Source organism: Burkholderia sp. BCC1985, assembly GCF_905339915.1.
In the GTDB taxonomy this organism is placed as follows: domain Bacteria; phylum Pseudomonadota; class Gammaproteobacteria; order Burkholderiales; family Burkholderiaceae; genus Burkholderia.
Map to the genome: position 1 here is coordinate 219,003 of NZ_CAJPGY010000008.1, position 21,441 is coordinate 240,443.

Here is a 21,441-nt window from a genome sequence, read left to right on the forward strand (position 1 = left end):
GCGAGGCGACCGGTACCCGAATCATTCAGCAGAACTCTCTCGTGGTCGTCGGCAGGGCGCCGAGCAGGTCGCTCCGGTCGACGAGTTTGCTCGCGATCAGGTGTCGCACCTTGCCCTCCGCCTGCCACACACCGTATACCGCGAGCAGCGCAGCGCCGAGCGCCTCCTTCCGAGACTTTTCCAGCAGGCCGGGCCAGAGGATCACGTTGACCTGGCCGGTCTCGTCCTCGAGCGTCATGAAGAGCACGCCGTTGGCCGTGCCCGGGCGCTGCCGCACCGCGACCAGTCCGCATGCGCGCGCCAGTTGCCCGTTGCGCAGAGTCACCAGTTGGTTCGCCGACTGCAGGTGATCGAGCGCCAGGCGCTCGCGCAGCAGCGCGAGCGGATGCCGGCCGAGTGTGAAGCCCATCGCGCGGTAGTCGGTCACGATCTCCGTTCCCTCGGACGCCAGCGGCAGTGCTGGCGTCGCGTCGTCGCGCTCGGTCCCGCGTAGCAGATCCCGGTCGGGGACGGCCGCGGCCGCGAGCCAAAGCGCGTCGCGCCGGTTGCCGCCGGCGAGTGTTCGCAACGCGTTGGCACGTGCCAACACCTGCAGGTCGTGCCGGTCGAGTTGTGCACGCCGCGCGAGATCCGCGACGTCAGCGAACGGGCGCACCGCGCGTGCGAGCTCGATGCGACCGGCCGCGTCTTCGCGCATGCCCCGCAGCAGGGAGAAACCCAGCCGCACCGGCGCCGACGTCGTTGGCCCCTCGATCGCGGAATCCCACGCGCTCAACGCGACGTCGACGGGCAGCACCTCGACACCGCGAAGCTGGCCGCGTGCTCTCCGGGAAGCCGTATTCGCCGAAGCCCTTGATCTGCGAGAAGATCGCGTCGGCGAACTCGCGATCGTAGCCTCGCGCGAGCATGCCGCTCACGAGCCGGTCGTGATACGGCTCCAGGCCGCCCTTGCGCTTCCGTGCCGCCATCGCGCGGTGCAGCTGATCAGCCTCGCCGGCTGAGAAGCCGGCCGCCAGCATCGCGACCTGCATCACCTGCTCCTGGAAAATCGGCACGCCGAGCGTGCGCTTCAAGGCCTTTTCCATTTCGGCCGACGGAAACGTCATGGGTTCCAAGCCCTGTCTCCTGCGCAGGAACGGATGAACCATGCCTCCTTGTACCGGACCGGACCCGAGCGATGTGGACAGACGCGACATTTGAAGTGCAGCCGCGTCCGGCTACTCGCCAGGCCACCACGTCTTCGTCACTCGGTCGACCAGATAGTCCTCGAGGTTCTTGTCTACCAGCCATTTCGGACGGGGGCCGAACCCCGACCATTCCTTACCCGAGGATGGGTTGTAGTATTTCGCAGCAGCGCGGCGATTGCGTGGCTTGCGGAATCCTGCGGCTGACAAAAGCTCCTCCTCCGAGATGCCGCCAAGCGCAACCTGGTCGCGAATTGCGTCCAATGCGGCACGCTTCTCCTCACGCCTTGTGTCGATGAGGCGGTCGTTCAATTCACGCAGCTGAGCCTGGAGGGCCTCGATATCAGTCAACATTGTCGTTCGGGAGTCTATTGGAAATCCGCAGGATGGTAGCCGAGAAAGCCACGTCACTGAAACGCCGGCTAAGACATGAGGACGGCACGTTGCGGATTTGGCGCTCAGTCGGAAAGGCTGGCGAGGGGCTCTGCCGGCTTTTTCCGAGGACGCGAGGCGCGGCGCGGGTTACACTGAAAAGGAGTGCCACGCCGTTTTCTCTCTCGTAACAGGCTCGAAACCGAGCGTATTCCGAGATGGAGAAGCGATGGAACCGAAGCGTGCAAAGATCCTTACCCCTTCACAGATCCGGCACCTGTTGTGCGTCACTGACGCGACGAGTCGGCACCCCGAGCGCGACACGCTCGTGCTGTTGCTCGGATTTACATGCGGCATGCGTGTGTCCGAGATCGCCCAACTCGAGGTGGCCGACGTGCTGCTGCCGTCCGGCCGTCTCCGCGTGGAAGTGAGCCTTCGAGGCGTGATTACCAAAGGCTCGAAGGCCCGTTGTGTTTATTTGAGTCATCCCAAAACCGTCGCTGCCCTGGAGCGGTACATCGAATGGCGCTGGAAGCGCGGCAAGGTGACAGCGCTCGACCGGAGCAAGTGGCAGGGACTTATGCCTAACGTGCCGCTCATCTTGACGCACAAGGGCACACGCTACGAGTTGAGCGTGAAGCGTCGTGTCAACTACCACGGCGAAACGGTCGAATATCTCGCGGCCGACAGCCTTCAGAACTATGTGACCGGGCTGTACCGCGCCGCTGGTTTCGGTCGGGGGTTTTCAAGCCACTCAGGTCGCCGGACCTTCGCGAGTCGGCTTGTTGCACAGTACCACTCGATTGAAACGGTGCAGTTACTGCTCGGCCATGTCCACCTCGATCACGTCGCGCCCTATCTTGAGGTTTCCCGAATGGCGCGTCGCGAAGCAATGAAGGAACTTGGCGGTCCGTTTTCGGACTGACGAGAAACTTCGCCGTACCGGCTCAAGCACCGACGGCGAATACCGGAAATACAGGACGTGCGCCGGACCGGAAATCCAATGATATATTGGTGTACATGAACACGTTATCGCCACCCCCAACGATGGACAACCGTGCCCGCATGCGCGCGCTGTGCACGCTCGCTGGATCGCAGGGCGAAGCCGCCAGGCTCATTGCGAAGCAAACCAGCCGTCCGTGCAGCCTGAATGCCGTGAAGTCGTGGACTTGCGATCCGGATACGTCGCGCGCACGGACCTGTCACGACTGGGCTGTTGAAGCGCTTGAGAAGGCATTGAAGAAATTGAATAAAGCGCGTTGACATGGTGTACATGTACACCTAACATGAGAAGCATGACCCCGGAGATTTCCCTGATGAATCCGTCTGTTGACCCGTTAACGGCCCGCGCGGCAGATGTCTTTCTGAAGCGCATCGCGGTCCGCTATCCGGTAAGCCGAGCTATTCTCTTCGGCAGTCGTGCTCGACACGACAACACCGATGAGAGCGATGCAGACATTGCCGTCATTCTTCGTGGCGAGCATGGGGAGCGCACCGATATTGCACTCGATATGGCGGGCACGTCCTTCGACGTGCTGCTCGAAACCGGAGTTCTAGTCGGAGCGTTGCCGCTTTGGGAGGATGAGATGGAGCACCCTGATTTGTTCAGCAATCCGGTACTGATTGAGAACATTCGTCGTGAGGGTATTCCGCTGTGAGCAAGACGCACAAGGACTACATGGCGAAGGCAGGCCGCGCACTCGAAGAGGCGCGTGTGCTACTCAAAGTCGGAGGCTACGAGGGCGCGTGTAATCGTGCGTACTACGCGATGTTTGATGCCGCGCACGCGGCGCTGCTGGGTAGTGGCGTGGCGGAGAAGTCGCCAGAGACCCATAGCGGGCTGATCGCCGCATTCGGCTTGAAGTTGGTGAGGAGCGGGCTAATTCAACCGGAATTCGGTAGGGCTCTGCGGCAGGTTGAGAGCTTGCGCGGAATCGCAGACTATGGCGTCGAAGCGATCGTGGCCGACAAGGCACTCTGGGCGGTCGGGCAGGCAGAGGACTTCGTCGGCATGGTGCGCCAGCTGCTCGCTCGCGATCTGACCCAGAAGCCGGAAGATCCGGAACCGCCATCGACGCCCGGCATCGATATTTGAACGGAGCGGTTTCATGAGCATCGCGTCAGCGCCCACCGTCCCACTCATCGAACGCGCAGGTCGTGCATTCGCCGTACGCCTGAGCGATATTCCGCAGCCGTGGCAAGACAGTTTCCGCATTGCATTGCGCGGCTCTGCCTGCCCAGCGCTCGACGGCGAAGGTGAGTGTGCGTATGCATGGGACTGGCAGGACTGGCTGCAAGGGACTTTCCCGCGCGGCCGCGCTGTAGAGATGTTCGATATCCCCGATGGGCGCGGGCGCTAGACCCAAGGAAAAGCGATGAGAACTGAAATGGTTGTTCACCTCTCCCCAGGCGAGCATGCGCTGATCGAGTCGATCATCGAACACGTCTACCCGGACCCGACAGCAGGGCGCACGCTGCCGATTGAGCAGGGCGAAGGCCGGGCGGCCGCAGGCCTCGCCCGGAAAGGTATCGTGACGATCGAAGGCGAGGCAGACGACCGCTCCATGACGTTCACGGCCCTGGGCGAGGCGGTCTACAACCAGTGTCGCGGTGATCGTGCGCCGTGGTGACGACGTACGAAGGAAAACTATGGAAGCGATTTTGAGCGAGGCGGAGCGGGCGGCGATTCGTGCCGTCGCCTCGGGCGACAAGACGCAATTGCCAATGGCGCGCAGCGTTCGATCGCGCTGCGCCCAAGCACTGCGTTGGCGCCTGCGTCGAGCTCCAGTTCATGGCCGAAGTTTTCGCACCGGTTCCGGATCTGTTGCTGCGCTCACAGTACCGCGCGGCCGTGTTGAAGCAATCGAGCTGAATGGGAAAAATGAACACATACAGCATCGACGTTTCGTCGCTTGGCGATACCGTCTGGGTGACCGCACACGATGGTCGATGCGTTGGCCGATTCAGCAAGCGCTTTGGGATCGACGTGCACCGGACGGTGACGGAGCAGTTGGCTGGCGCAGATCAGTGCTTGCATTGCACGCATGAGCCCGCCGGCGCGATCGAGTGGTCTGTCTTCCGCGAGGCAATCGCGAAGCACTACGGGATCGAAGTTCCGATAGATGCGATCTCGTTTTGATCGTGGGAAAAAGGCCGATGAAAACGTGTGGCATGAACAAACTCAACAAGCCCTGCCCGTCGTGCCCGTGGCGGGTGGATGCGACGGCCGGCGATATCCCGAACTTTGATATTGCTCTTGCAGAGAATTTGGCCGCGACGTGCCCGGATGAGCGTGACATGGGACCGGATTTCGGCGCGAGCATCTTTGCGTGTCACCAGTCGAAGCCGGGTGAAGAGTTCGCCTGCGCGGGCTGGCTAGCCACGGTTGGGCATCGCCATCCAAGCGTGCGGTTGGCGCTCGCGTCGAAGCGCCTGGACGCTTCCGCGCTGCAACCTGGTACGGACTGGCCCGACCTGCACGAGAACTACGAAGAGGTTTTGAACAAGCTGCGTGAAACATTAGTAACGCGATGACGGAAAAATCTCATGGTTGATCGTCGAGAACAAGTCCGCGAAGCCGTGGCGCGAGCGATTTGCGATGCGTGCGGAGAACAGCCAGAACTTCTGGGCGACGCCCGCGGCAATGCGTTCCGCTGGCAGGGCTACGGGCAGTCGGCCGAGGCTGTGATGCTTGAGCTGCAGGCGGCCGAATCCGGTGAGCCGGGACGAAGCGCCGTGCCGCATCTGGCCACCGTCATCGCGCAATCCTGCGAGGACGGCTCGGATTCGGCATGGCAATATGAGCGCGCAGCAGGCGACGCATTGCGAGCCTACTTTTCTCGTTGAAATCGGAAAAGCGCAATGGAGCGAATAGCGGTGTCTGCGAGCTACGAGGCTGTGAAACTGGGAAAGGCCATCACGGGCCGCGTCGACTTCATTGCGCGGGTGGCAGATCCCACGAAGGGATACGACCTGACCACGCGAGCGCAGCGTGCTGTAGCGCGCCGGCTACGAGTGCGTCCGGCCGACGTCAAGATCGTCGGCATAATGTCGAGCTGATGCAAGGGAAAAGCGAGACATGAACTCCAAACTGACAGGCTACCGAGCGCTAATTGAGCAACGAGAGGCACTGGATGCCGTTGCAGACGCGATGATCGCGTGGCAGGACGCGATGGGGAGTGAAGGGAAGCTCGGGATGCAGTCGCGCGCTGGTGAGCACATCCCCTTCAAAGACTAGGAAAACACGACGATGGATGCGAAGACAATGATCGATGATGCGGGTCGCTATCGCGAACAGGAAGTGCTTGTTGGTAAGGGTGGCGTCGTGGTGTTTTTCCAAGGTGAGGTCCAAGGCTGGGTGAACCAATTGCGCAACCCGGAGCAATGGCGGCCCGGCTGCATAGCAGTCGATGAACAAGGCCGCATGTGGACGACTATCGCGGGTAGCGAACGTGATGGCGCGTTGATGTGGCTCGCGAACCACGAACTATAAAAACGTTGACGAACTTGCACCCGGAGGCTGCCATGAAGCGAGCGAAGCGGTTCGCAGAGTATGAGGGCTGGAAGATCGAGGCGTCACCGACTATTCTGGCGAATCAGCGGCTCTTCGTCTCTGGCGTTATCGTTTCGCGATGCGAAGAGCGCTTCATTTTCACCGACCTGGGCAACCGCGTGTATCGAGCACAGGCCTACGAACGTGGCATCGAGTGGGCGAAGCGGTGGATCGACAATAACTATCGGTGCGGCGCAGTCGGCCAACGCGGCTAGGAAAACGCCAACCTTGCCGGCGCAAGGAAAAGAGAGAAAATGAACTCCAAACCGACAGGCTACCTAGCTCTAATTGCGCAACGAGAGGCACTGGATGCGCAAATCAACGCCGCTCGCGAAGCCGAACGTGAAGCGGTGATCGGACAGATCAAGGCATTGATGAAGGAGTTCGATCTCAGCGTTCTGGATCTGCAAGAGAAAGTGCATAAGCGCAACTCGAGGCGCGTGTCGACCGTTCCGAAGTACCGCGACCCGGCGACAGGTAAAACCTGGTCCGGCAGGGGGCGGCAGCCAGCATGGCTCGGTAACGATCCTGCAGCGTTCCTAATTCAGCCCGACCTGCTCGCCATCTGAGTAGGGTAGCCGCTCGTCGACCATTGATAGGAAAACAGCGGCGCGATTTTGCGCCTGCGATACGGGAGGCAGTAGATGGGCCAAGCAAAACAGCGCGGTACGAAAGAGCAACGGATTGCGCAAGCACAGGCGAAGATTGAAGCGCTGCGGCCAGAGAAGCTAGTGTGCGGCGCGTGCAAGACAGCATTCACCGATCTCGATGCTATGGACACGCGGAACATGACGGGCATCCGCGCAGCCTTCGGCGGAATCTGTCCGTCGTGCGGGGAAACTGTCTTCGCGTTCAGCGGCAATCAAGATGCCGTTGCAGACGCGATGATCGCGTGGCAGGACGCGATGGGGAGTGAAGGGAAGCTCGGGATGCAGTCGCGCGCTGGTGAGCACATCCCCTTGAAAGACTAGGAAAACACATGGCTCGTCGAAAATACAAAAGAAAAAGCCACCTTGCAGAGGCGATAAATCGCTCAAGTCCGGGATGGCAACTGTTTTGGTCCGTTGTCGTTGTTCTTGCCTTCGTCTTCTCGATGGTGATGTACTTCTCTCACTGAAAGATCGGAAAACAGTAACCACGCTGATCGGGGGCGAAGATGGATGAGCGAGCGAGTAGTATCTTTCAGAAAATCCGCGGCGAGATCGATTCCGTGGTCACCCGGTCCGGAACTGAAGCGCACTTCCGGCAATACGTTGAGCGGTATCGAACGCCGCGCTGGGGCATATTCTCAGACTATGTGATTGGCGACCGCGAACGCCCGAGTGACACCTTCGTGTTCACGGTTGCGCCGTTGGGCATGCATCTGTCTGGCTTGTTCGCACTTGCCCTGGAGAAATCCACGCCCGACCTTAAAGATGTCAAGTCGATTCCTCAGCAGATGCATGGAATTCTGGATGACGCGCGGTTCTACTCATTCTGCTTTTCCATGAAAAAGGGTAACGGACTGCCGTTTGATCGGCAACAGATCGGCGATGGCTTGCGTGAGTTGGTCCGGACACTGAAGTTGCAAGGGGCCCCGGGCGACACGTTCGCAAAGAACCTGTCAGAAGCACTCTCAAAGGTCCGTGCAAACAGTTTCAGCACCAAACTGTTCAGCGACATCCTTTTCACAGTTTCGATCGTCTCGTACTTGATCTGCCTGATTAGCAGGACGAGTCCCCTGCGCCCGGACCGGATTGGCTGGTTCTCCGATCGGGACAGGATCACCAGTGCTTATGGTGAGCTGGTAAAACATCTCATCGCACTGGAGGTGCCGACTGCCTGCAGCGAGAATTTTGAGGGATGGCGAGGCCCCGTCGTCGGGCTCAACGAGCAGCGACCCGGCGCACTCTGGTGTGATGGCATCCTTCGGGTGCCGGACTATCTCGCCGGTACGTTGTCCGTGCTGTGTTTTGAAAATGAAACGATGTCCACCGAGGCGAACAAGTTCGTGGACATGCTCCAGAACGTCATGGCGGGCGAGTGCTCGATCCGGGTCTTCCGCGCTTCCTTGAGCCCCGCGGTCTCGGTGCGGGAGATGATTTTTGAACCGCTAAAAGCATAGGAAAACAGGAACATGACCAAATATGATGAGCTTGCGGGCCGGGCTGTTGCGTTGGCTGCCCGGCTGAACAAAATCGAAGTGCAGTGTCGACAGAAGGCTGCCGCAGTTATCCGACGCTTCGCAGAGGTGCTTGAAGCGCCAGAGGGGCGTGTCTCGGCCGTCGACCTCAACGATGACCTCTCTTTTCCGCCAGACGTGAAGCACAAGACCGGCTGGCCGGAGGTTGTACAGGGTGCAGACGGTCTTTGGTACTTTGTAGTGGTCAACTGATATGACTTTCCGCGTCAACCGAAGCGACCGGTTTTCGTGGTTCCGTGGACATTCGAATTTCCTGAGGGCGACGTAGCAGTAACGACGACGGTGGATCACACTGATATGCGCGGGTTGGGTACCGCATTACAGAGGTCCGTCTCATGAGCCTGCCGCTCTCTAATGGCGCAAATTGGACATACCTTGCCTTGCCTGTTGCCTAGTTGAACCGCGGGTTGCTCGAGTACCGGGCTACGCCGCCTTCAGGAAACTCTCCGTGATGATGCCCATCAATTTGCAAATCCTCGTTGGCGTATCAGACACTGCGCGGGGACGTCGCCGTCATTGCGAGACGAGCGATGTCCCAAATAAAGCCAACCAGTTCGCGCGCGACGGCGACGATCGTGATGCCGGCGTTCTTGCCGCGCGCTGCCAGCTTGCGGTACCGCTGGCATAACCGAACCTGGGCGTCCCAGGCACGGTCGATAACCACTTTTGGTAGTCCCTCATGTCGACGTTGAATCTGCGGCCCGACGCGAGCTACATGCCGGTAACTCCAGGCGGCCTCGACCAGCAACTTACGGGCGTAGCTGTTGCCGGTTTTGGTGATGGCTCCCTGGCGTCGCTTGCCGCCGGACGAGTGTTCGGATGGCGTCACGCCGAACCATGCCATGAGCTGACGCGGATGCATAAATCGCGATAGATCGCCAAGTTCCGACACCATGCCAACAGCGGTCAGAAACTGCACGCCCCGCATGGCCTGCAATGCCTGTATGACGGGGTAGAAACGCCAGTCAACGACAGCTTCGCGCAACGCCGCTTCCAGACGATCACATTGGGCAAGCCGATCGTCGATCGTGCGCCGGTGTTCTTCGAATGCCAGTTGCTGCCACGCGTTGCCGAACGAGTAGCAACTGATCCAGCGCTTGTGTGCTTCACTCCAGTCGGCTCGCCCCGTGTAGCGCACCCCGTGCGCGAGCAGAAACGACTTCAAACGCTGCTTTGCCTGACGCAGCTCCTCTCGGACGCTCGCCCATGCTCGTGCCAGATCCCGAAAAGCTTCGTCTTCGACCGTCGGCACATGCACGGCCGACAGATCGTCGGCACGCAGTGCACGCACAAGCTTCATCGCATCACGGCGATCCGTCTTGACGCGATCGCCAGGTTTGCGGGGTATCAGCGACGGCGCGCACACCATGCACTCGAAGTCGCGCTCCACGAGCTGCCGATACAGGCCATAGCCACACGGACCGGCCTCATAGACGACTCGCACGTGCGGCGCCTTCGACTGCAGCCGCTTGCACAGCCGATCAATCTCCGCTTTGGTCGTACCGATCTTGCCGAGCGATTCGACCGCGCCTGCGTCGACCGCGTATGCCACCGAGATCGACTCCTTATGCACATCCAGACCGACGTACAGCGTGCTATCTTTTTCCATGCTGGCCTCCGTGGTGAAAATCGCCGCGGTGCGGCTTCGGCCCACCGGTGCGGCTCTGGCAGCGATGCTAACCCGCGTTGAATACACCACGCCAGGCCAGCCCTACCTCACGGAAAGTCATACTGCCTAATCCCGGACACTGCGTTAAGTTTTTCTTCCGCAACCGCCGGCGCCAGTCCGTCATTGAACTGATGCGGCCGTATCCAGTTGTACCGGTGCATCAGGTAATGGCTGATGTCCCGGTGTGCCTCCTGCGCCGACATGTAGCCCACTGACGGTAGCCATTCGGTCTTGAAGCTGCGGAACAGCCTCTCCATCGGGGAGTTATCCCAACAATTTCCTCGACGGCTCATGCTCTGCTGTATCCGATAGCGCCAGAGGCGCTGACGGAATTTCCGGCTTGCATATTGGCCGCCTTGATCCGAGTGAAACAGCAAGCCTTGCGGTCGACCACGTTGCTCATAGGCCATCTCCAACGCCTGCACGACCAGATCGGCATCAGGTCGTGTCGAGAACGCCCAGCCAACAACCCGACGCGTGAACAGGTCGAGTACTACGGCCAGATAATGCCAACGGCCCTGCGCCCAGACATACGTGATGTCACCACACCACACCTGATTTGGCGTACCAACCTCGAATTCGCGATTGAGATGGTTCGGGATATCGATCCGCTCGACCGTGGCCTGCTTGTAGGCATGGCGGCCCGGCTGCTTGCAGATCAACCCGAGTTCTTCCATCAAGCGGCTGACCTTGAAGCGGCCAATCGCCGTACCTTCCTCGCGCATCATGCCCATGATGCTGCGACTGCCAGCAGAGCTTCGACTCTCGATGAACAGCTCGTGTACCCGGCTACGCAGTGCCATGCGCTCGGCATCGACGCGTCGGGCTCGCCCTCGGTGTGCATACAGGCAGGACCGCGACACGTCGAATACCGCGCAGATCAGCTCGACCGATTCGCTTGCGCCAATCTGATCAATTACTTCGTACGTTCGATGCCTTCCGACATCAAGAGCGCGGTAGCCTTTTTTAAAATGGCCTTCTCACGCTCGAGGCGTTCGATACGCGCCTCGAGTTCCTGAATACGCTGTTGATCTGGCGTGATTGCCTTGCCCTGCGGCGTGACACCCTGGCGTTCCATCTGAAGTTGCTGCACCCAGCGGCGGAGCACCGTCTCGCCGACGCCGACCGAGCGGCTTGCTTCCATATGGCTATAGCCCTGGTCGAGCACCAGACAGGCGGCTTGTTGTTTGAACTCTGGGGAAAACGTACGTCGTTGCTTGCTCATCAGACACCTCTTCATGGCGACCATTCTCGCCTAAATCAGTGTCCGGATTCATTAGACCACTACACTTCGGCATCCGCGTCACCTATGGCGATCCTCAGGGCCATGCGTGGCTCTTTGAATCCATAGTGCTGGCGATTCGCGCAGACACCGATCCAGTCACTTCGTTCGGTCTTCAGCTAGCCGACGGTTCAGAGCGGAAAATTGAATCGAGCGATGACCTGGATGAATTCTTGAATGACGTTATTGCCGATACCGAAAGAAGACTCGTAGAGGCCCTCCAAGGGCGGCGCAAGAGCATCGGATTCACCACATCGGCAAACTAACATCAGACACAGGAAGACCAGGAAACAGACGATAGGACCGCGTGCGCGAGCGGCGCTCGAAACGTTAGCCCGGGGGAGATATGATTGAAACAAGAAAGAGTCATGGGATGTTGTTCTGGATCGCGGTGATTGTGGGGGCCGTGGTTGTACTCTTTGTCGGTTCGGCCGTCATAGGGGGCATCATGGAGTCGAACCAGCGACGCGACACACTGGAGAAGGCCGGCTCGCTCACTGACGTCAATGTGCTGCAAAAAATGATCATGAAGGAAATGGACGAGCGCCATGACGTGCCGTTAGTTTGCTGGTACAACGGAGCGATTAGCTATCGGCTTGCCGAAGCGAGAGACCTGAAAATCGAGAAGGCTGACGCCGTTGAACTTTCGAATGATCAATACCTTGTCCATGAACTAGTGAAACACGGGTTCGATTCGAAAGCAGTCGTAGCGGGGCTTGCTCGCATCGTATACGACAGTCCGCTGTCGCCCACTGCCTCGTTCGACGCCGCGATCGAGGCCTGCACGATTGGGAATGGCTAGGAACCGGAGGTCGTATGGGAAGCTCAGCAGTTGAGGCCTACGAGGCGTGCGGAATCGGCCAGCATAGCTCGATGCGACCGGCCGAGGCTGGCGTGAATGGGCTGGAGGCGTTCCAGCACGACGTCGCGGTTGCAGATCGGTTGGAACGCGAAGGGAAGATTCGCATTCGTCAACGGCACAAGGAAGACCATACCGGCCAGGGTTATATAGACCTTATCCTTTTCGAGCGGCTGTTCTGAACCCAGGAAAACAAGAGGAAAACCATGGTAAGCAACGTTGAAATTCACATCCCTTCAAGCACAATCATTCTCGACTCGGTGACGTTCTGTATCGAGTTCGGCAAAGCCCGAATCGAAGGTGGTCATCCATCCGGCCCCGTATTCTCATGCGGCGCCGCGCGTGCGATCGTGAGCGAAGGTGACGCGACGCGGCTGATTGCAGCAGGCGTCTTCGACGCACGCTAACCCGGAGCATTGGCAACCCGGCTGCATAGCGGTCGATGGACAAGGCCGCACGTGGACGACTATTGCAGGTAGCGAACGCGATGGCGCGCTGATGTGGCTCGCGAACCACGAACTGTAGGAAAACGCCAATGCGTCGGCACTAAGGAAGCGCCGGCCAAGCCGGCTCAACGAGAACGAACTATGGACCTGAAAGAAGAACTGGGAGTCGCCTCCGTCAATGAATTGCGCTACGTGCGCTCGCGCACGAAAGGCACGATGGGGCAGACGGAAATCGACGAATATGCAGAGGTCACTCCCGAGGGCAAGGTGATCGCCAGATACACAGTCACCGAGCATACTAACCTGCGCGGCCTCGACACGACACGCTCCATCCAGAAACAGACTGTCGCCTAACCGCTCGGAAAATGCCCTTCGAACGCGCGAAGACGTTATGATCAGACGCCTCACAATCGACCTCTCAAATGCAGCGAAGATGATATTCGCGCCGTCGGCGTTTCTTGCTGCGGAAGAGATGCACCTGAAAGTTATTAACGCCGAACACGTGGACCCGACAACCCCGTCTGAACGGGCGGCGTTGGTTCGATGCGCGTTCTGGCGATCGGCCGCGATGGTCGCTGTAGCGCTCGCATTGGGCGCTTCGATTGCCGCCCTCGCAAAAGTTTTTGGGAATTCGTTGCCCTCGGATTGGCAGTTGGGGCTTCAGGCTGCAGCCGCTGCAATCCTTCTGTGGGGCACGGTTTTCGTTCGAGGCTGGGACATCCAAACTATGGGGGGGAGGACGCTCACCGAGCGTGCCAACCGAACGCTATACCTGACGTTGTATTTCGTCGGTACAACGCTTGGTGTCTTCGCTACCCTCTGCCCGGTCGAGAGCGTAGCTGTTACCCGCGCGGTTCAGATACACACAGAAGAAACCAAAACATCCGCGGTCACGACGCCCACTGGAGAATTGAAATGAACGCGTCCCACCCACCCACGTGAGAGCAAGAGAGGGGTGGATCCTCACGGGCCAACGGCATCGATGTGCCCAGGTGGAAAATGCACGCATTTCCCGGCAACCGGAGGATCCACGATGAACAGTATGGCCGTGGGCGTTGATATCGCCAAGAACGTGTTCCAGGTGCATTACGTTGATCAGACAAGCGGCGAGATCGTGAACAAGGCGATCAAGCGAGCGAAGTTCCTGGAGCACTTCGTGAATCGTGATCGGTGCGTAATTGGGATGGAGGCGTGTGGCGGTGCGCACCACTGGGCCCGAGTGCTAAAGCAGATGGGTCATGAGGTCAGACTGATGCCGGCGGAGTTCGTGAAGGCATTCAACATCCGTAACAAGAACGATGCGGCAGACGCGAGAGCGATATGGCTGGCAGTGCAGCAGCCGGGCAAGCCGATAGCGGTGAAGACGGAAATGCAGCAGGCGATGTTAGCGCTGCATCGGATGCGGGAGCAGTTGGTGAAGTTCCGCACGATGCAGATCAACGGGCTGCGTGGACTGCTGACGGAATACGGCGAGGTGATGAGCCGTGGCCGGGCGGCACTGGACAAGGAGATACCGGCGGCACTTGGCCGGATCGCGGAGCGTCTGCCAGCGGCGCTGATCGAAACGTTGCGCGAGCAGTGGAGCGGGTTGGCGAGACTGGACGAGCAGGTTGCCGAGATCGAGCGTCGGATGCGCGAATGGAAGAAGGAAGACCGGGCGGTGCAGGCGATCAGCGAGATTCCTGGCGTGGGGTTGCTGACGGCGACCGCCGCAGTGGCCATGATGGGCGATCCGAAAGCGTTCAGATCGGGGCGGGAATTTGCGGCGTGGGCGGGTCTGGTGCCCAAGCAGACAGGTTCTGGCGGCAAGGTGAATCTGCATGGAATCAGCAAGAGAGGCGACACGTATCTGCGGACGTTGCTGATTCACGGCGCGCGCAGCGTACTGACGCACGCGAAGGAGCCTGGGCCGTGGGTTGAGCAGATCAAGAAGCGGCGGCCGACGAATGTGGTGATCGTTGCACTGGCCAACAAGATGGCGCGAACGATCTGGGCGGTACTCGCTCATGAGCGAGCGTATCGAAAGGACTACATCAGCGTGAAACCAGCCTGATCGGTTCCTGCGAGGTAGAAGATCAACATTTACACAGGGTAGGGTGAACGTCGAAAGGTTGCGCAGCAATCGAGTGTGATGACGAGCCAGGTAGGACCTGGGCCCGCCAAGCCTGAATGTCACCAAGAGCTTTGAGCTCGTTCGGAGAATGAGGCGCGGGCCAGCGGATTTCATAGGGGCCCGCAGCGGCAGTATCGACTGCATCAAGGCCGGATATAGAGCTGCAGCCCATCCTGTCTGTCGGAACACACGAGAACTGTTGCAAACGGGACGCGTTCATATAGGTGACATGGCCGCAAACGGCGAGACACGTGGGGCGGGTCATGATCCACGATAGAGGTATGGACAAGCGCCGGCCTCGCAGGCAGTGGAAAACCGTACGAAATAGGACGACGACGATGGATTGGGGTTTCCTTCCGAGCATTGTGTCCGCCGCCGCAGGCCTAGGGGGAGTTTGGCTTGGGGCGGAGCTGACATCACGACGTGAGATACGGCGGGAGACGGATCAGTACGTGAAGGACGTTACATACTTGGCAATTATCGTGAGCGCCCATCTGCAACGATTTGTCGATGGTTGTGTCTCCGTGGTCGACGATGACGGAACAAGCTATGGCCAACCAGCAGGAGAAAGGGGGTTACTACGAGGCCACGGTAGCAACGCCGACTTTTGGACCGTTGACGTTGGCCGTCAATTGGAAGGTGCTCCCCCCTCGCCTGATGGACGAGATCATGAGTCTGCCGTATCACATCGAATCGCTGAATCGACATATTGCTGGTGTCGGCGAATTCGACGACCCGCCCGATTTCTCGGAATACTTTTGGGAGCGTCGGCACGGATATGCGATGCTGGGGCTCCGGGTCTCTACCGTTGCAGACCGACTGCGGCAGCACGCCGGCCTCGACATCGCCTCTACTACCGAAACCGACTGGTCGAAAACCGCGTACTTGGCGGGGAAAAAATCAGAGTTGGAAGTTGGCCGAAAGATGCGACCACAAGTGCCCGATTGGCCCATCGCGGACCAGATTACAGGTAAATAGGAAAACGCCGGCCGTGCCGACGCACGGATGCGTATGGTCGCGTCAGCAACTCTGCGCTATATCTGGCCCTTCTGTTATTGACTGTTATTTTCCCTCATGCCCGACACGACTTCTGTAGACTTTTTGATTGGCGCGTTGTCCAAGTGCTTGTACTCTGACGTTGATGCGCGCAAGCATCTGCCACACAAACGACCGCTACTCGCGCATTACACGTCAGTCGAAAATCTGCGCAATATCCTGACAGGCGAAGAGCTGTGGTTTTCCAACCCGCTCAGCATGAACGATCATGAGGAGCTGTATTACGGGCTGCAGCATGGCATGCAGGCGGTCCGTGCGCACAAAGATCTGTTCCGCACTTGCGAAGCGCTGGGTTGCCATAACGCCTTCATCAGCCAGCTCGATGCCTGTAAGCATCGCTTTGATAGCGAACACGCTTTTGACACGTACGTAGCCTGCTTCTCCGAGCACGATCCGGCCAAGGACGCCGATGGCCGCCTGTCCATGTGGCGAGGTTACGGTGGTAACGGAAGCGGTGCCGCGATAGTTTTCGATACCGAGCAGTTGACTTTAAATGAGCAATCCCCGTTGATGATCGCGCCGGTCGAATACCTGAGCCGTGAAGCCCGTCTGGCTTGGATCAATCAGCGGCTCGACCGGTTCACGACCACCCTGCAGCGCTTGCCCGTCAACACGAATAATGTTGGCATGGTGGCCGCGGTGCTCTTTCAGAGGCTCCTGCAGGCTTCGCTGTTCTCCAAGCACCATGGCTTCTCCGAGGAGCAGGAGTGGCGAGTAGTTTATTTTCCTAATATGGACCACGCGAACACACTTAAGAGCATGTTCAGTTACTGGATCGGTCCCAGTGGCGTGCAACCAAAGTTAAAATTCCGATTCGCGCCGCTGCAGGGGATAACGGCCCCTGATTTCGGGCTAGATAAGCTGGTACACAGCATCATCCTCGGTCCGACACACAACCCGTTGTCTCAGCGAGCCACGCTGCGCATGCTACAACTCGAGCGACCGGCACTGGTCCCGTGCCTGCGCGCCTCCACGACGCCATTTCGGGCTACCTGATTGGCGATCAAGCGATTCCTTGATCGTCCGTTTCTATCCGCAACACGAGCCACGATTATGATGGTCAATCGCACCGACATCGCCGCCAAGGGATTTCTCTCGCCAGAGATCGAATCGTGCCGCCGGCAGTTGCGCGCTGAACTTGCCGCAAGCGTGGCTAAAGCCGAGGCGGTCTCCGATCGCGTCACAGCGTGCCTGTTCTTTGCCGACGTGTCGCACTACGCGCCACACGAAACCCTAGCGCTTTCATTCTGGGTACGATGCCTCGGCGCATGCCAGGGGAGCCTACTTCTTGCAGAGCGCGGCATGGCCCCCGAAGCTCTCACTCTCTTGCGAAGCGGCTTCGAGTTCCTCTTCTTCGGCGCAGCGTCGCTCGTGGATCCGAGCGTTTTCGAGAGCCTCGCCGACGGCCATGACTTCGAGCGCCGAAAACAAGCCCGGGCCATGATCAGAGAGGGATCTCAGGGAGGTCACTTGACCGAAAGCCAAATCGCGCTGTTGCGCCAGGTTGAGGAGGAGGTCGATAAGCCGAAGGCAGCGCTGGATGCCTTCGCTGCCGCGCAGCGCGCCGGGCTCGGTTACCTCTACGCCTCCGCCTACCGCGGGCTGTCGATGATGGCATCGCACGCAACAATGGCCGGAACTGATAGCGTGCTCGAGGAGCAGCCAGATGGTAGGGCTAAAGCTGTCTTCGGGCCGTCAATGCGGAATGTCGAGTTCGCCTTCGGGCTGATAGCGCGCTGCGTCGAACTCGGCGAGGAGCGTTTCATGCCCCTGCTGAGCAGGAACGCGGTGCAAGCGATGCCGGACGCATCGAAAGGCTCATAGGAAACCGTTGACGAAGTTGCGCCTGGAGGCTGCCATGAAGCGGTGAAGCGGTTCTCGGAGTACGAGGGCTGGAAGATCGAGGCGTCACAGACGATCTACGCTGGGCTCGGTGCAGGGTTGACGGCGGTGCTGACGGCCCTGGTCACGCTGGTCCTGCTGTCGCTGTACCTGATTCCGGTCTACGGCTTGAACCGGCCGGTTGCCACGAAGCTTCAGCAGCGCCGGGAAAGGAAGGGGCTCCCTGCACCGAAGCGTTCGGCGTCGCCCCGGAAGGTGCCTGAGTGGATCGAGCGGCGACGCGCGGCACCGCGACGGAACGTGCTGCGCCGGCGTCCCGGCATTAAATCCATTCACGAGAGCTCACTCATGGCTGCAAAACCCTCGCAGAAAATTCCCCCGCCGCAACGTGTCGATGGGATCGTGTTCTACCTCGCCCTGCATGAAGATCGGTGGGCCAAGACGATCGGCGTCGCTTTCGAGCATCGCGGCCGGACCTGGGCCGTGCACCGCAGCACGCTGTCGGATCCGCATACGCCGGCGCTGTTCTCGGTATCTGATGTGGAACCGGGGCGCAGCTTGGGGCGCATCATGGAGGCTCGATCGACGCCGCGCGAGCCGTCGCGATCGAGATCATTGACCGGGCCACCCCGGAGCAATGGGGAGCGTTTTTCCCCACGGCGAAGCCGCGTGCCCGCGCGCGCGCCGTAGCGGCCTGATCGATGGTGAACCAACCGCAGCAGCTCACGCTGCCAGCGCTTCAAACGTATAGCCGGACCGAGTTCAGGGCGTTGCGCGCCCGCGTGAAAGGTGTGTCGATCACGCGCGGCGCTACTTCGACGCCGACACGACCGAGTCGCTCGACGTCGAGCGCCTGCTGCGCACGATGCGCGACGACCTCGTGGCGCACGCGCTGCGAGAGGGCTCGGCGGTGCTGATGTCGCACCTGCAGGCGTCGACCGCCAAGTATGGCGAACCCCGCCTGACACCGGTGTCCCTGCAGATGATCGAGCAGGCCGCCGGCGCGTGGGCCGCCGCGACTCCGGCCGCCGACCATCCGGTGAGCCGATGGTGGCGACCGCTCATCGCCGATCGGCTGGCCGGCGAGGGCGTCGTGACGCTCGGCGAGCTGGTCGCGTTCTGCAATCGCCGCGGCGGCAGCTGGTGGCGCTCGGTGCCGCGCATCGGCGCCGGCCGCGCGCGCGTGCTGGTCACGTGGCTGCGCCGCCATGCCGACACGATCGGTCAATCGGTCGATGTCGACGTCGATACCGCCGAGCCGCTGGTGCTGCCGGGGCAAACCGTTGAACCCACGCGCGGGCAGCTGGTACCCCTCGAGCGGCTCGCGGTGCCGCATCCGCTGTCCGGCGCGGCGGGCTCGAATCGGACGGTGGTGGTTCCGTACATCCGGGCGTCGCACGATCTCGCGGCCGTGCGCGCCTACCTGAGCCGCTACACCGGCCAGGACGCGACGCAGCGCGCGTATCGGCGCGAGCTCGAACGGCTGCTGTTGTGGGCAATCGTCGAGCGTAGGGTCGCGCTGTCGTCAATGCAGGTCGAGGATTGCGAGGCGTACAAGGCATTTCTCGCCGCGCCATCGGCCGCGTTTATCGGGCTGCCCGTGTCGCGGGCCTCCGGCCGCTGGCGGCCGTTCGGCCTCGGCGGCCTGTCGCTCGACAGCCAGTTGTGCGCGGTGCGCGCGATTCGCGCAGCCTTCGAGTGGCTGGTCAAGGTCCGCTACCTCGCGGGCAATCCGTGGGCGGCCGTCGTCGACCCGAAGCCCGTCAAGCACGCCAAACGCCTGCACATGGGCCGAGCGCTGCCGTTCGATTTGTGGACGCGCACACGCGCCGCGCTGGCTGACTGGAGCGAGGGAGTCGGACCGCAGGCGCCGCGTTGGCGGGCAGCCCGCGCGCTGCTGCTGATGATGGGGGACGCGGGCCTGCGCATTGCCGAAGCGAGCGCCGCGTCGCGGGATGCGCTCGAGCTACATCCGGCCGATGGCGAGATTCCGGCCACCTGGGAGCTACGGGTCATCGGCAAGCGGCGCAAGGAGCGCTTCGTGCCGATCAGCGGCACGTGTATCGACGCGCTGCGCGCCCACTGGCGGGACCGGGGGCTGGACTTCGACGCGCCCGACGGTGCGGGATCAACGGACGGCGCCCTGATCGCGCCGCTGGTCATTCCGCGCACCCCGCGGGAACGCGAAAAGTTCGCGCGCAAGTACGACGCCAGCGACAGTGCGACCCAGAAGATACTGCCCGGCTATTCGGTGCGCGGCGCGCGAGGTCTCGTCCAGTGGGCGATTGACAGTTGCTCGAAAAATTGACAGATTTGACCGAGTCGGAGCGTCAGAGCCTCACCGACCTATCGCCCCATGCGTTCCGCCACACGTTTGGCACGCAGTCGGTGGCCGCCGACGTACCGCTCGACGTCGTGCAGCAGTTGCTCGGGCATGCTTCGCTGCAGACGACGTCCGAATACGTGACGGCCGAAGAGAAACGCCGTCGCGCGGAGATCGGGAAATTCCACGCGCGCTTGATCGAGTAAAAGTAAAGTACCCGCTGGAAAAATCGGCAGCATTTCGACGCGTCGCTAGGGATCGATCTGGGGCATGGCGAAGGCGGTGTTGGGAATGGTCCATATAGGGCTTGATCAAATTTCCCTTCGGTTCGGCGAGGCATTGCCTCATACCGGTTGCAGCCGGGATAATGCCCACTATCTTTTTGACTACGACACTGCAAACGAAAGGCTGGATGACAAATTCCCTTACCCTGCAGGGTGACGAAGACTATCGCCGCTGGCTCACGGAGCTCAAGCAGCGGGTCGAGCTTACCCGTGCACGTGCCGCCGCAAGCGTGAATCGCGAGCTGGTGACACTGTACTGGCAGATCGGTAGCGACATTCTCGAACGCCAGGAGCGACAAGGGTGGGGGACAAAAGTCATCGATCGGCTGGCTCAGGACCTAAAGGCTGCATTTCCCGACATGCGGGGATTCTCTCCGCGCAATCTGAAATACATGCGGGCTCTAGCGCAAGCATGGCCATCATCGGAATTTGTGCAGCAGCCTGCTGCACAATTGCCGTGGTTTCATCTCTGTACCTTGCTCGACAAAGCAAAGGATCCGGCGGTCCGCGATTGGTACGCGGGCAAGGCACTTGAGCACGGCTGGTCCCGCAACGTTCTCGCGATGCAAATTGACACGCAAGCACATGCGCGGGCGGGTGCGGCCGTAACCAATTTCGACGCTCGCTTGCCGCCTCATCAATCAGATCTGGCGCGCGAAGCGCTCAAAGATCCGTACATCTTCGACTTCCTTGGATTGTCCGAAGATGCTCAAGAACGCGATATCGAGCAGGGGCTGACGCGGCACATTACTCGCTTTCTACTCGAGCTTGGCGCCGGCTTCGCGTTCGTAGGCCGGCAGTATCGGCTTGAAGTCGGCGGCGACGAATTCTTCATCGACCTGCTGTTTTACCACCTGAAGCTTCGCAGCTACGTGGTGGTAGAGCTGAAGGCAACACCGTTCCGTCCCGAATATGCCGGGCAACTGAACTTTTACCTGTCCGCGGTCGACTCGGAGTTGAAGTCGCCTGATGATCATCCGACCATTGGGCTGCTCCTGTGCCGGGAAAAGAACCGTTTGGTTGCCGAGTATGCGTTGCGTGGCATGGCAAATCCGATGGGCGTCGCCGAATACCAGCTCCTCCGTGACGTCCCCGCGTCGCTGGAAGCAGGATTGCCATCCATTGACCAGATTGAAGCAGAATTGGGCCCCGATTTGTCTGGTTCAGACTGAGTCGGGTTGGTCCACTGCAGTGACGGCCCTGCAGAATATTCGAGATTTTGAATACCGACCCCATGTCAAAGCCATTACAACTTAGCCGCTACACCCTATGAAGAC

30 protein-coding genes and 2 pseudogenes are annotated in these 21,441 nt (G+C 60.3%); 28 read left to right on the top strand and 4 right to left on the bottom strand.

Going from position 1 to position 21,441, the window contains the following annotated elements:
- Nucleotides 1-25: 25 nt before the first annotated feature.
- Both U4Z31_RS10965 and U4Z31_RS10970 read right to left on the bottom strand, forming a co-directional pair.
- Nucleotides 26-1,166, bottom strand: a pseudogene (locus U4Z31_RS10965) (error-prone DNA polymerase); the annotation flags it as partial.
- A gap of 51 nt (nucleotides 1,167-1,217) precedes the next feature.
- On the bottom strand, nucleotides 1,218-1,538 hold the full coding sequence (locus U4Z31_RS10970) for an H-NS histone family protein (protein ID WP_321810328.1): 321 nt from the start codon (nucleotides 1,536-1,538) through the stop codon (nucleotides 1,218-1,220).
- 247 nt (nucleotides 1,539-1,785) lie between these two features.
- Between U4Z31_RS10970 and U4Z31_RS10975 the strand changes: the two genes are divergently transcribed.
- From U4Z31_RS10975 to U4Z31_RS11050, 16 genes are all read left to right on the top strand, one after another.
- A complete protein-coding gene (locus U4Z31_RS10975; protein ID WP_321810329.1) occupies nucleotides 1,786-2,481 on the top strand; it encodes a site-specific integrase in 696 nt (231 codons plus the stop codon).
- A gap of 95 nt (nucleotides 2,482-2,576) precedes the next feature.
- The gene (locus tag U4Z31_RS10980) at nucleotides 2,577-2,819 is read left to right on the top strand and encodes a hypothetical protein (RefSeq protein ID WP_232438893.1); all 243 of its coding nucleotides are present in this window, start codon (nucleotides 2,577-2,579) and stop codon (nucleotides 2,817-2,819) included.
- A 32-nt stretch (nucleotides 2,820-2,851) separates the two neighbouring features.
- Nucleotides 2,852-3,214, top strand: coding sequence for a nucleotidyltransferase family protein (locus U4Z31_RS10985; RefSeq protein WP_232437021.1), 363 nt, complete (start codon nucleotides 2,852-2,854; stop codon nucleotides 3,212-3,214).
- Nucleotides 3,211-3,651 (top strand): HEPN domain-containing protein, encoded by a 441-nt coding sequence (locus tag U4Z31_RS10990; RefSeq protein WP_321810330.1) that lies wholly within the window; start codon nucleotides 3,211-3,213, stop codon nucleotides 3,649-3,651. Before U4Z31_RS10985 ends, U4Z31_RS10990 begins: the two co-directional genes overlap by 4 nt.
- A gap of 13 nt (nucleotides 3,652-3,664) precedes the next feature.
- Nucleotides 3,665-3,916 carry a hypothetical protein gene (locus U4Z31_RS10995; protein WP_321810331.1) on the top strand — a complete coding sequence of 84 codons (252 nt, stop codon included), beginning with the start codon at nucleotides 3,665-3,667 and terminating at the stop codon, nucleotides 3,914-3,916.
- A 15-nt stretch (nucleotides 3,917-3,931) separates the two neighbouring features.
- A complete protein-coding gene (locus U4Z31_RS11000; RefSeq protein WP_321810332.1) occupies nucleotides 3,932-4,186 on the top strand; it encodes a hypothetical protein in 255 nt (84 codons plus the stop codon).
- Nucleotides 4,187-4,437: 251 nt separating this feature from the next.
- Entirely contained in the window at nucleotides 4,438-4,695 is a 258-nt protein-coding gene (locus U4Z31_RS11005; protein ID WP_321810333.1) for a hypothetical protein, read from the top strand.
- 32 nt (nucleotides 4,696-4,727) lie between these two features.
- On the top strand, nucleotides 4,728-5,090 hold the full coding sequence (locus U4Z31_RS11010) for a DUF6283 family protein (RefSeq protein ID WP_321810334.1): 363 nt from the start codon (nucleotides 4,728-4,730) through the stop codon (nucleotides 5,088-5,090).
- Between the two features lie 12 nt (nucleotides 5,091-5,102).
- The gene (locus U4Z31_RS11015; protein ID WP_321810335.1) at nucleotides 5,103-5,402 is read left to right on the top strand and encodes a hypothetical protein; all 300 of its coding nucleotides are present in this window, start codon (nucleotides 5,103-5,105) and stop codon (nucleotides 5,400-5,402) included.
- Nucleotides 5,403-5,634: 232 nt separating this feature from the next.
- On the top strand, nucleotides 5,635-5,793 hold the full coding sequence (locus U4Z31_RS11020) for a hypothetical protein (RefSeq protein WP_321810336.1): 159 nt from the start codon (nucleotides 5,635-5,637) through the stop codon (nucleotides 5,791-5,793).
- Nucleotides 5,794-5,805: 12 nt separating this feature from the next.
- On the top strand, nucleotides 5,806-6,048 hold the full coding sequence (locus U4Z31_RS11025) for a hypothetical protein (RefSeq protein WP_321810337.1): 243 nt from the start codon (nucleotides 5,806-5,808) through the stop codon (nucleotides 6,046-6,048).
- Nucleotides 6,049-6,080: 32 nt separating this feature from the next.
- On the top strand, nucleotides 6,081-6,323 hold the full coding sequence (locus tag U4Z31_RS11030; RefSeq protein WP_321810338.1) for a hypothetical protein: 243 nt from the start codon (nucleotides 6,081-6,083) through the stop codon (nucleotides 6,321-6,323).
- A gap of 39 nt (nucleotides 6,324-6,362) precedes the next feature.
- Nucleotides 6,363-6,677 (top strand): H-NS histone family protein, encoded by a 315-nt coding sequence (locus U4Z31_RS11035; protein WP_321810339.1) that lies wholly within the window; start codon nucleotides 6,363-6,365, stop codon nucleotides 6,675-6,677.
- A gap of 75 nt (nucleotides 6,678-6,752) precedes the next feature.
- Nucleotides 6,753-7,079, top strand: a complete 327-nt coding sequence (locus U4Z31_RS11040) for a hypothetical protein (RefSeq protein WP_321810340.1) — start codon at nucleotides 6,753-6,755, stop codon at nucleotides 7,077-7,079.
- A gap of 185 nt (nucleotides 7,080-7,264) precedes the next feature.
- Nucleotides 7,265-8,212 (top strand): hypothetical protein, encoded by a 948-nt coding sequence (locus U4Z31_RS11045; protein WP_321810341.1) that lies wholly within the window; start codon nucleotides 7,265-7,267, stop codon nucleotides 8,210-8,212.
- A gap of 12 nt (nucleotides 8,213-8,224) precedes the next feature.
- Entirely contained in the window at nucleotides 8,225-8,482 is a 258-nt protein-coding gene (locus tag U4Z31_RS11050) for a hypothetical protein (protein WP_321810342.1), read from the top strand.
- A 295-nt stretch (nucleotides 8,483-8,777) separates the two neighbouring features.
- Here the strand turns inward: U4Z31_RS11050 and U4Z31_RS11055 are convergent, their stop codons facing one another.
- Both U4Z31_RS11055 and U4Z31_RS11060 read right to left on the bottom strand, forming a co-directional pair.
- Complete coding sequence (locus tag U4Z31_RS11055; protein ID WP_321810343.1) at nucleotides 8,778-9,899, bottom strand: IS110 family transposase; 1,122 nt, start codon at nucleotides 9,897-9,899, stop codon at nucleotides 8,778-8,780.
- Nucleotides 9,900-10,006: 107 nt separating this feature from the next.
- Nucleotides 10,007-11,184, bottom strand: a protein-coding gene (locus tag U4Z31_RS11060) for an IS3 family transposase (protein ID WP_321810344.1) whose coding sequence is annotated in 2 segments (ribosomal slippage) — nucleotides 10,007-10,929 and nucleotides 10,929-11,184 — 1,179 coding nt in all. Because the reading frame shifts where the segments join, the coding sequence is not laid out codon by codon here.
- Between the two features lie 430 nt (nucleotides 11,185-11,614).
- Here U4Z31_RS11060 and U4Z31_RS11065 point away from each other — a divergent pair.
- The 12 genes and pseudogenes from U4Z31_RS11065 to U4Z31_RS11120 all read left to right on the top strand — a co-directional run bounded on the left by U4Z31_RS11065 (nucleotide 11,615) and on the right by U4Z31_RS11120 (nucleotide 21,336).
- On the top strand, nucleotides 11,615-12,043 hold the full coding sequence (locus tag U4Z31_RS11065) for a hypothetical protein (protein ID WP_321810345.1): 429 nt from the start codon (nucleotides 11,615-11,617) through the stop codon (nucleotides 12,041-12,043).
- Between the two features lie 14 nt (nucleotides 12,044-12,057).
- Nucleotides 12,058-12,282: a hypothetical protein gene (locus tag U4Z31_RS11070; protein WP_157661044.1), complete on the top strand. Its 225-nt coding sequence runs from the start codon at nucleotides 12,058-12,060 to the stop codon at nucleotides 12,280-12,282.
- A 24-nt stretch (nucleotides 12,283-12,306) separates the two neighbouring features.
- Entirely contained in the window at nucleotides 12,307-12,507 is a 201-nt protein-coding gene (locus U4Z31_RS11075; RefSeq protein WP_321810346.1) for a hypothetical protein, read from the top strand.
- A gap of 180 nt (nucleotides 12,508-12,687) precedes the next feature.
- Nucleotides 12,688-12,900 carry a hypothetical protein gene (locus tag U4Z31_RS11080; RefSeq protein ID WP_321810347.1) on the top strand — a complete coding sequence of 71 codons (213 nt, stop codon included), beginning with the start codon at nucleotides 12,688-12,690 and terminating at the stop codon, nucleotides 12,898-12,900.
- A 37-nt stretch (nucleotides 12,901-12,937) separates the two neighbouring features.
- Entirely contained in the window at nucleotides 12,938-13,465 is a 528-nt protein-coding gene (locus U4Z31_RS11085) for a hypothetical protein (protein WP_321810348.1), read from the top strand.
- Nucleotides 13,466-13,579: 114 nt separating this feature from the next.
- On the top strand, nucleotides 13,580-14,599 hold the full coding sequence (locus U4Z31_RS11090) for an IS110 family transposase (RefSeq protein WP_321810349.1): 1,020 nt from the start codon (nucleotides 13,580-13,582) through the stop codon (nucleotides 14,597-14,599).
- 609 nt (nucleotides 14,600-15,208) lie between these two features.
- Nucleotides 15,209-15,637, top strand: coding sequence for a hypothetical protein (locus U4Z31_RS11095; protein ID WP_321810350.1), 429 nt, complete (start codon nucleotides 15,209-15,211; stop codon nucleotides 15,635-15,637).
- Nucleotides 15,638-15,733: 96 nt separating this feature from the next.
- A complete protein-coding gene (locus U4Z31_RS11100) occupies nucleotides 15,734-16,711 on the top strand; it encodes a DUF2971 domain-containing protein (RefSeq protein ID WP_321810351.1) in 978 nt (325 codons plus the stop codon).
- Between the two features lie 57 nt (nucleotides 16,712-16,768).
- A complete protein-coding gene (locus tag U4Z31_RS11105; RefSeq protein WP_321810352.1) occupies nucleotides 16,769-17,539 on the top strand; it encodes a DUF5677 domain-containing protein in 771 nt (256 codons plus the stop codon).
- A 42-nt stretch (nucleotides 17,540-17,581) separates the two neighbouring features.
- A complete protein-coding gene (locus tag U4Z31_RS11110; protein ID WP_321810353.1) occupies nucleotides 17,582-18,247 on the top strand; it encodes a hypothetical protein in 666 nt (221 codons plus the stop codon).
- Nucleotides 18,248-18,258: 11 nt separating this feature from the next.
- A pseudogene (locus U4Z31_RS11115) lies at nucleotides 18,259-20,086 on the top strand (phage integrase family protein).
- A gap of 206 nt (nucleotides 20,087-20,292) precedes the next feature.
- Complete coding sequence (locus U4Z31_RS11120) at nucleotides 20,293-21,336, top strand: PDDEXK nuclease domain-containing protein (protein ID WP_321810354.1); 1,044 nt, start codon at nucleotides 20,293-20,295, stop codon at nucleotides 21,334-21,336.
- The last annotated feature ends 105 nt before the right edge of the window (nucleotides 21,337-21,441 follow it).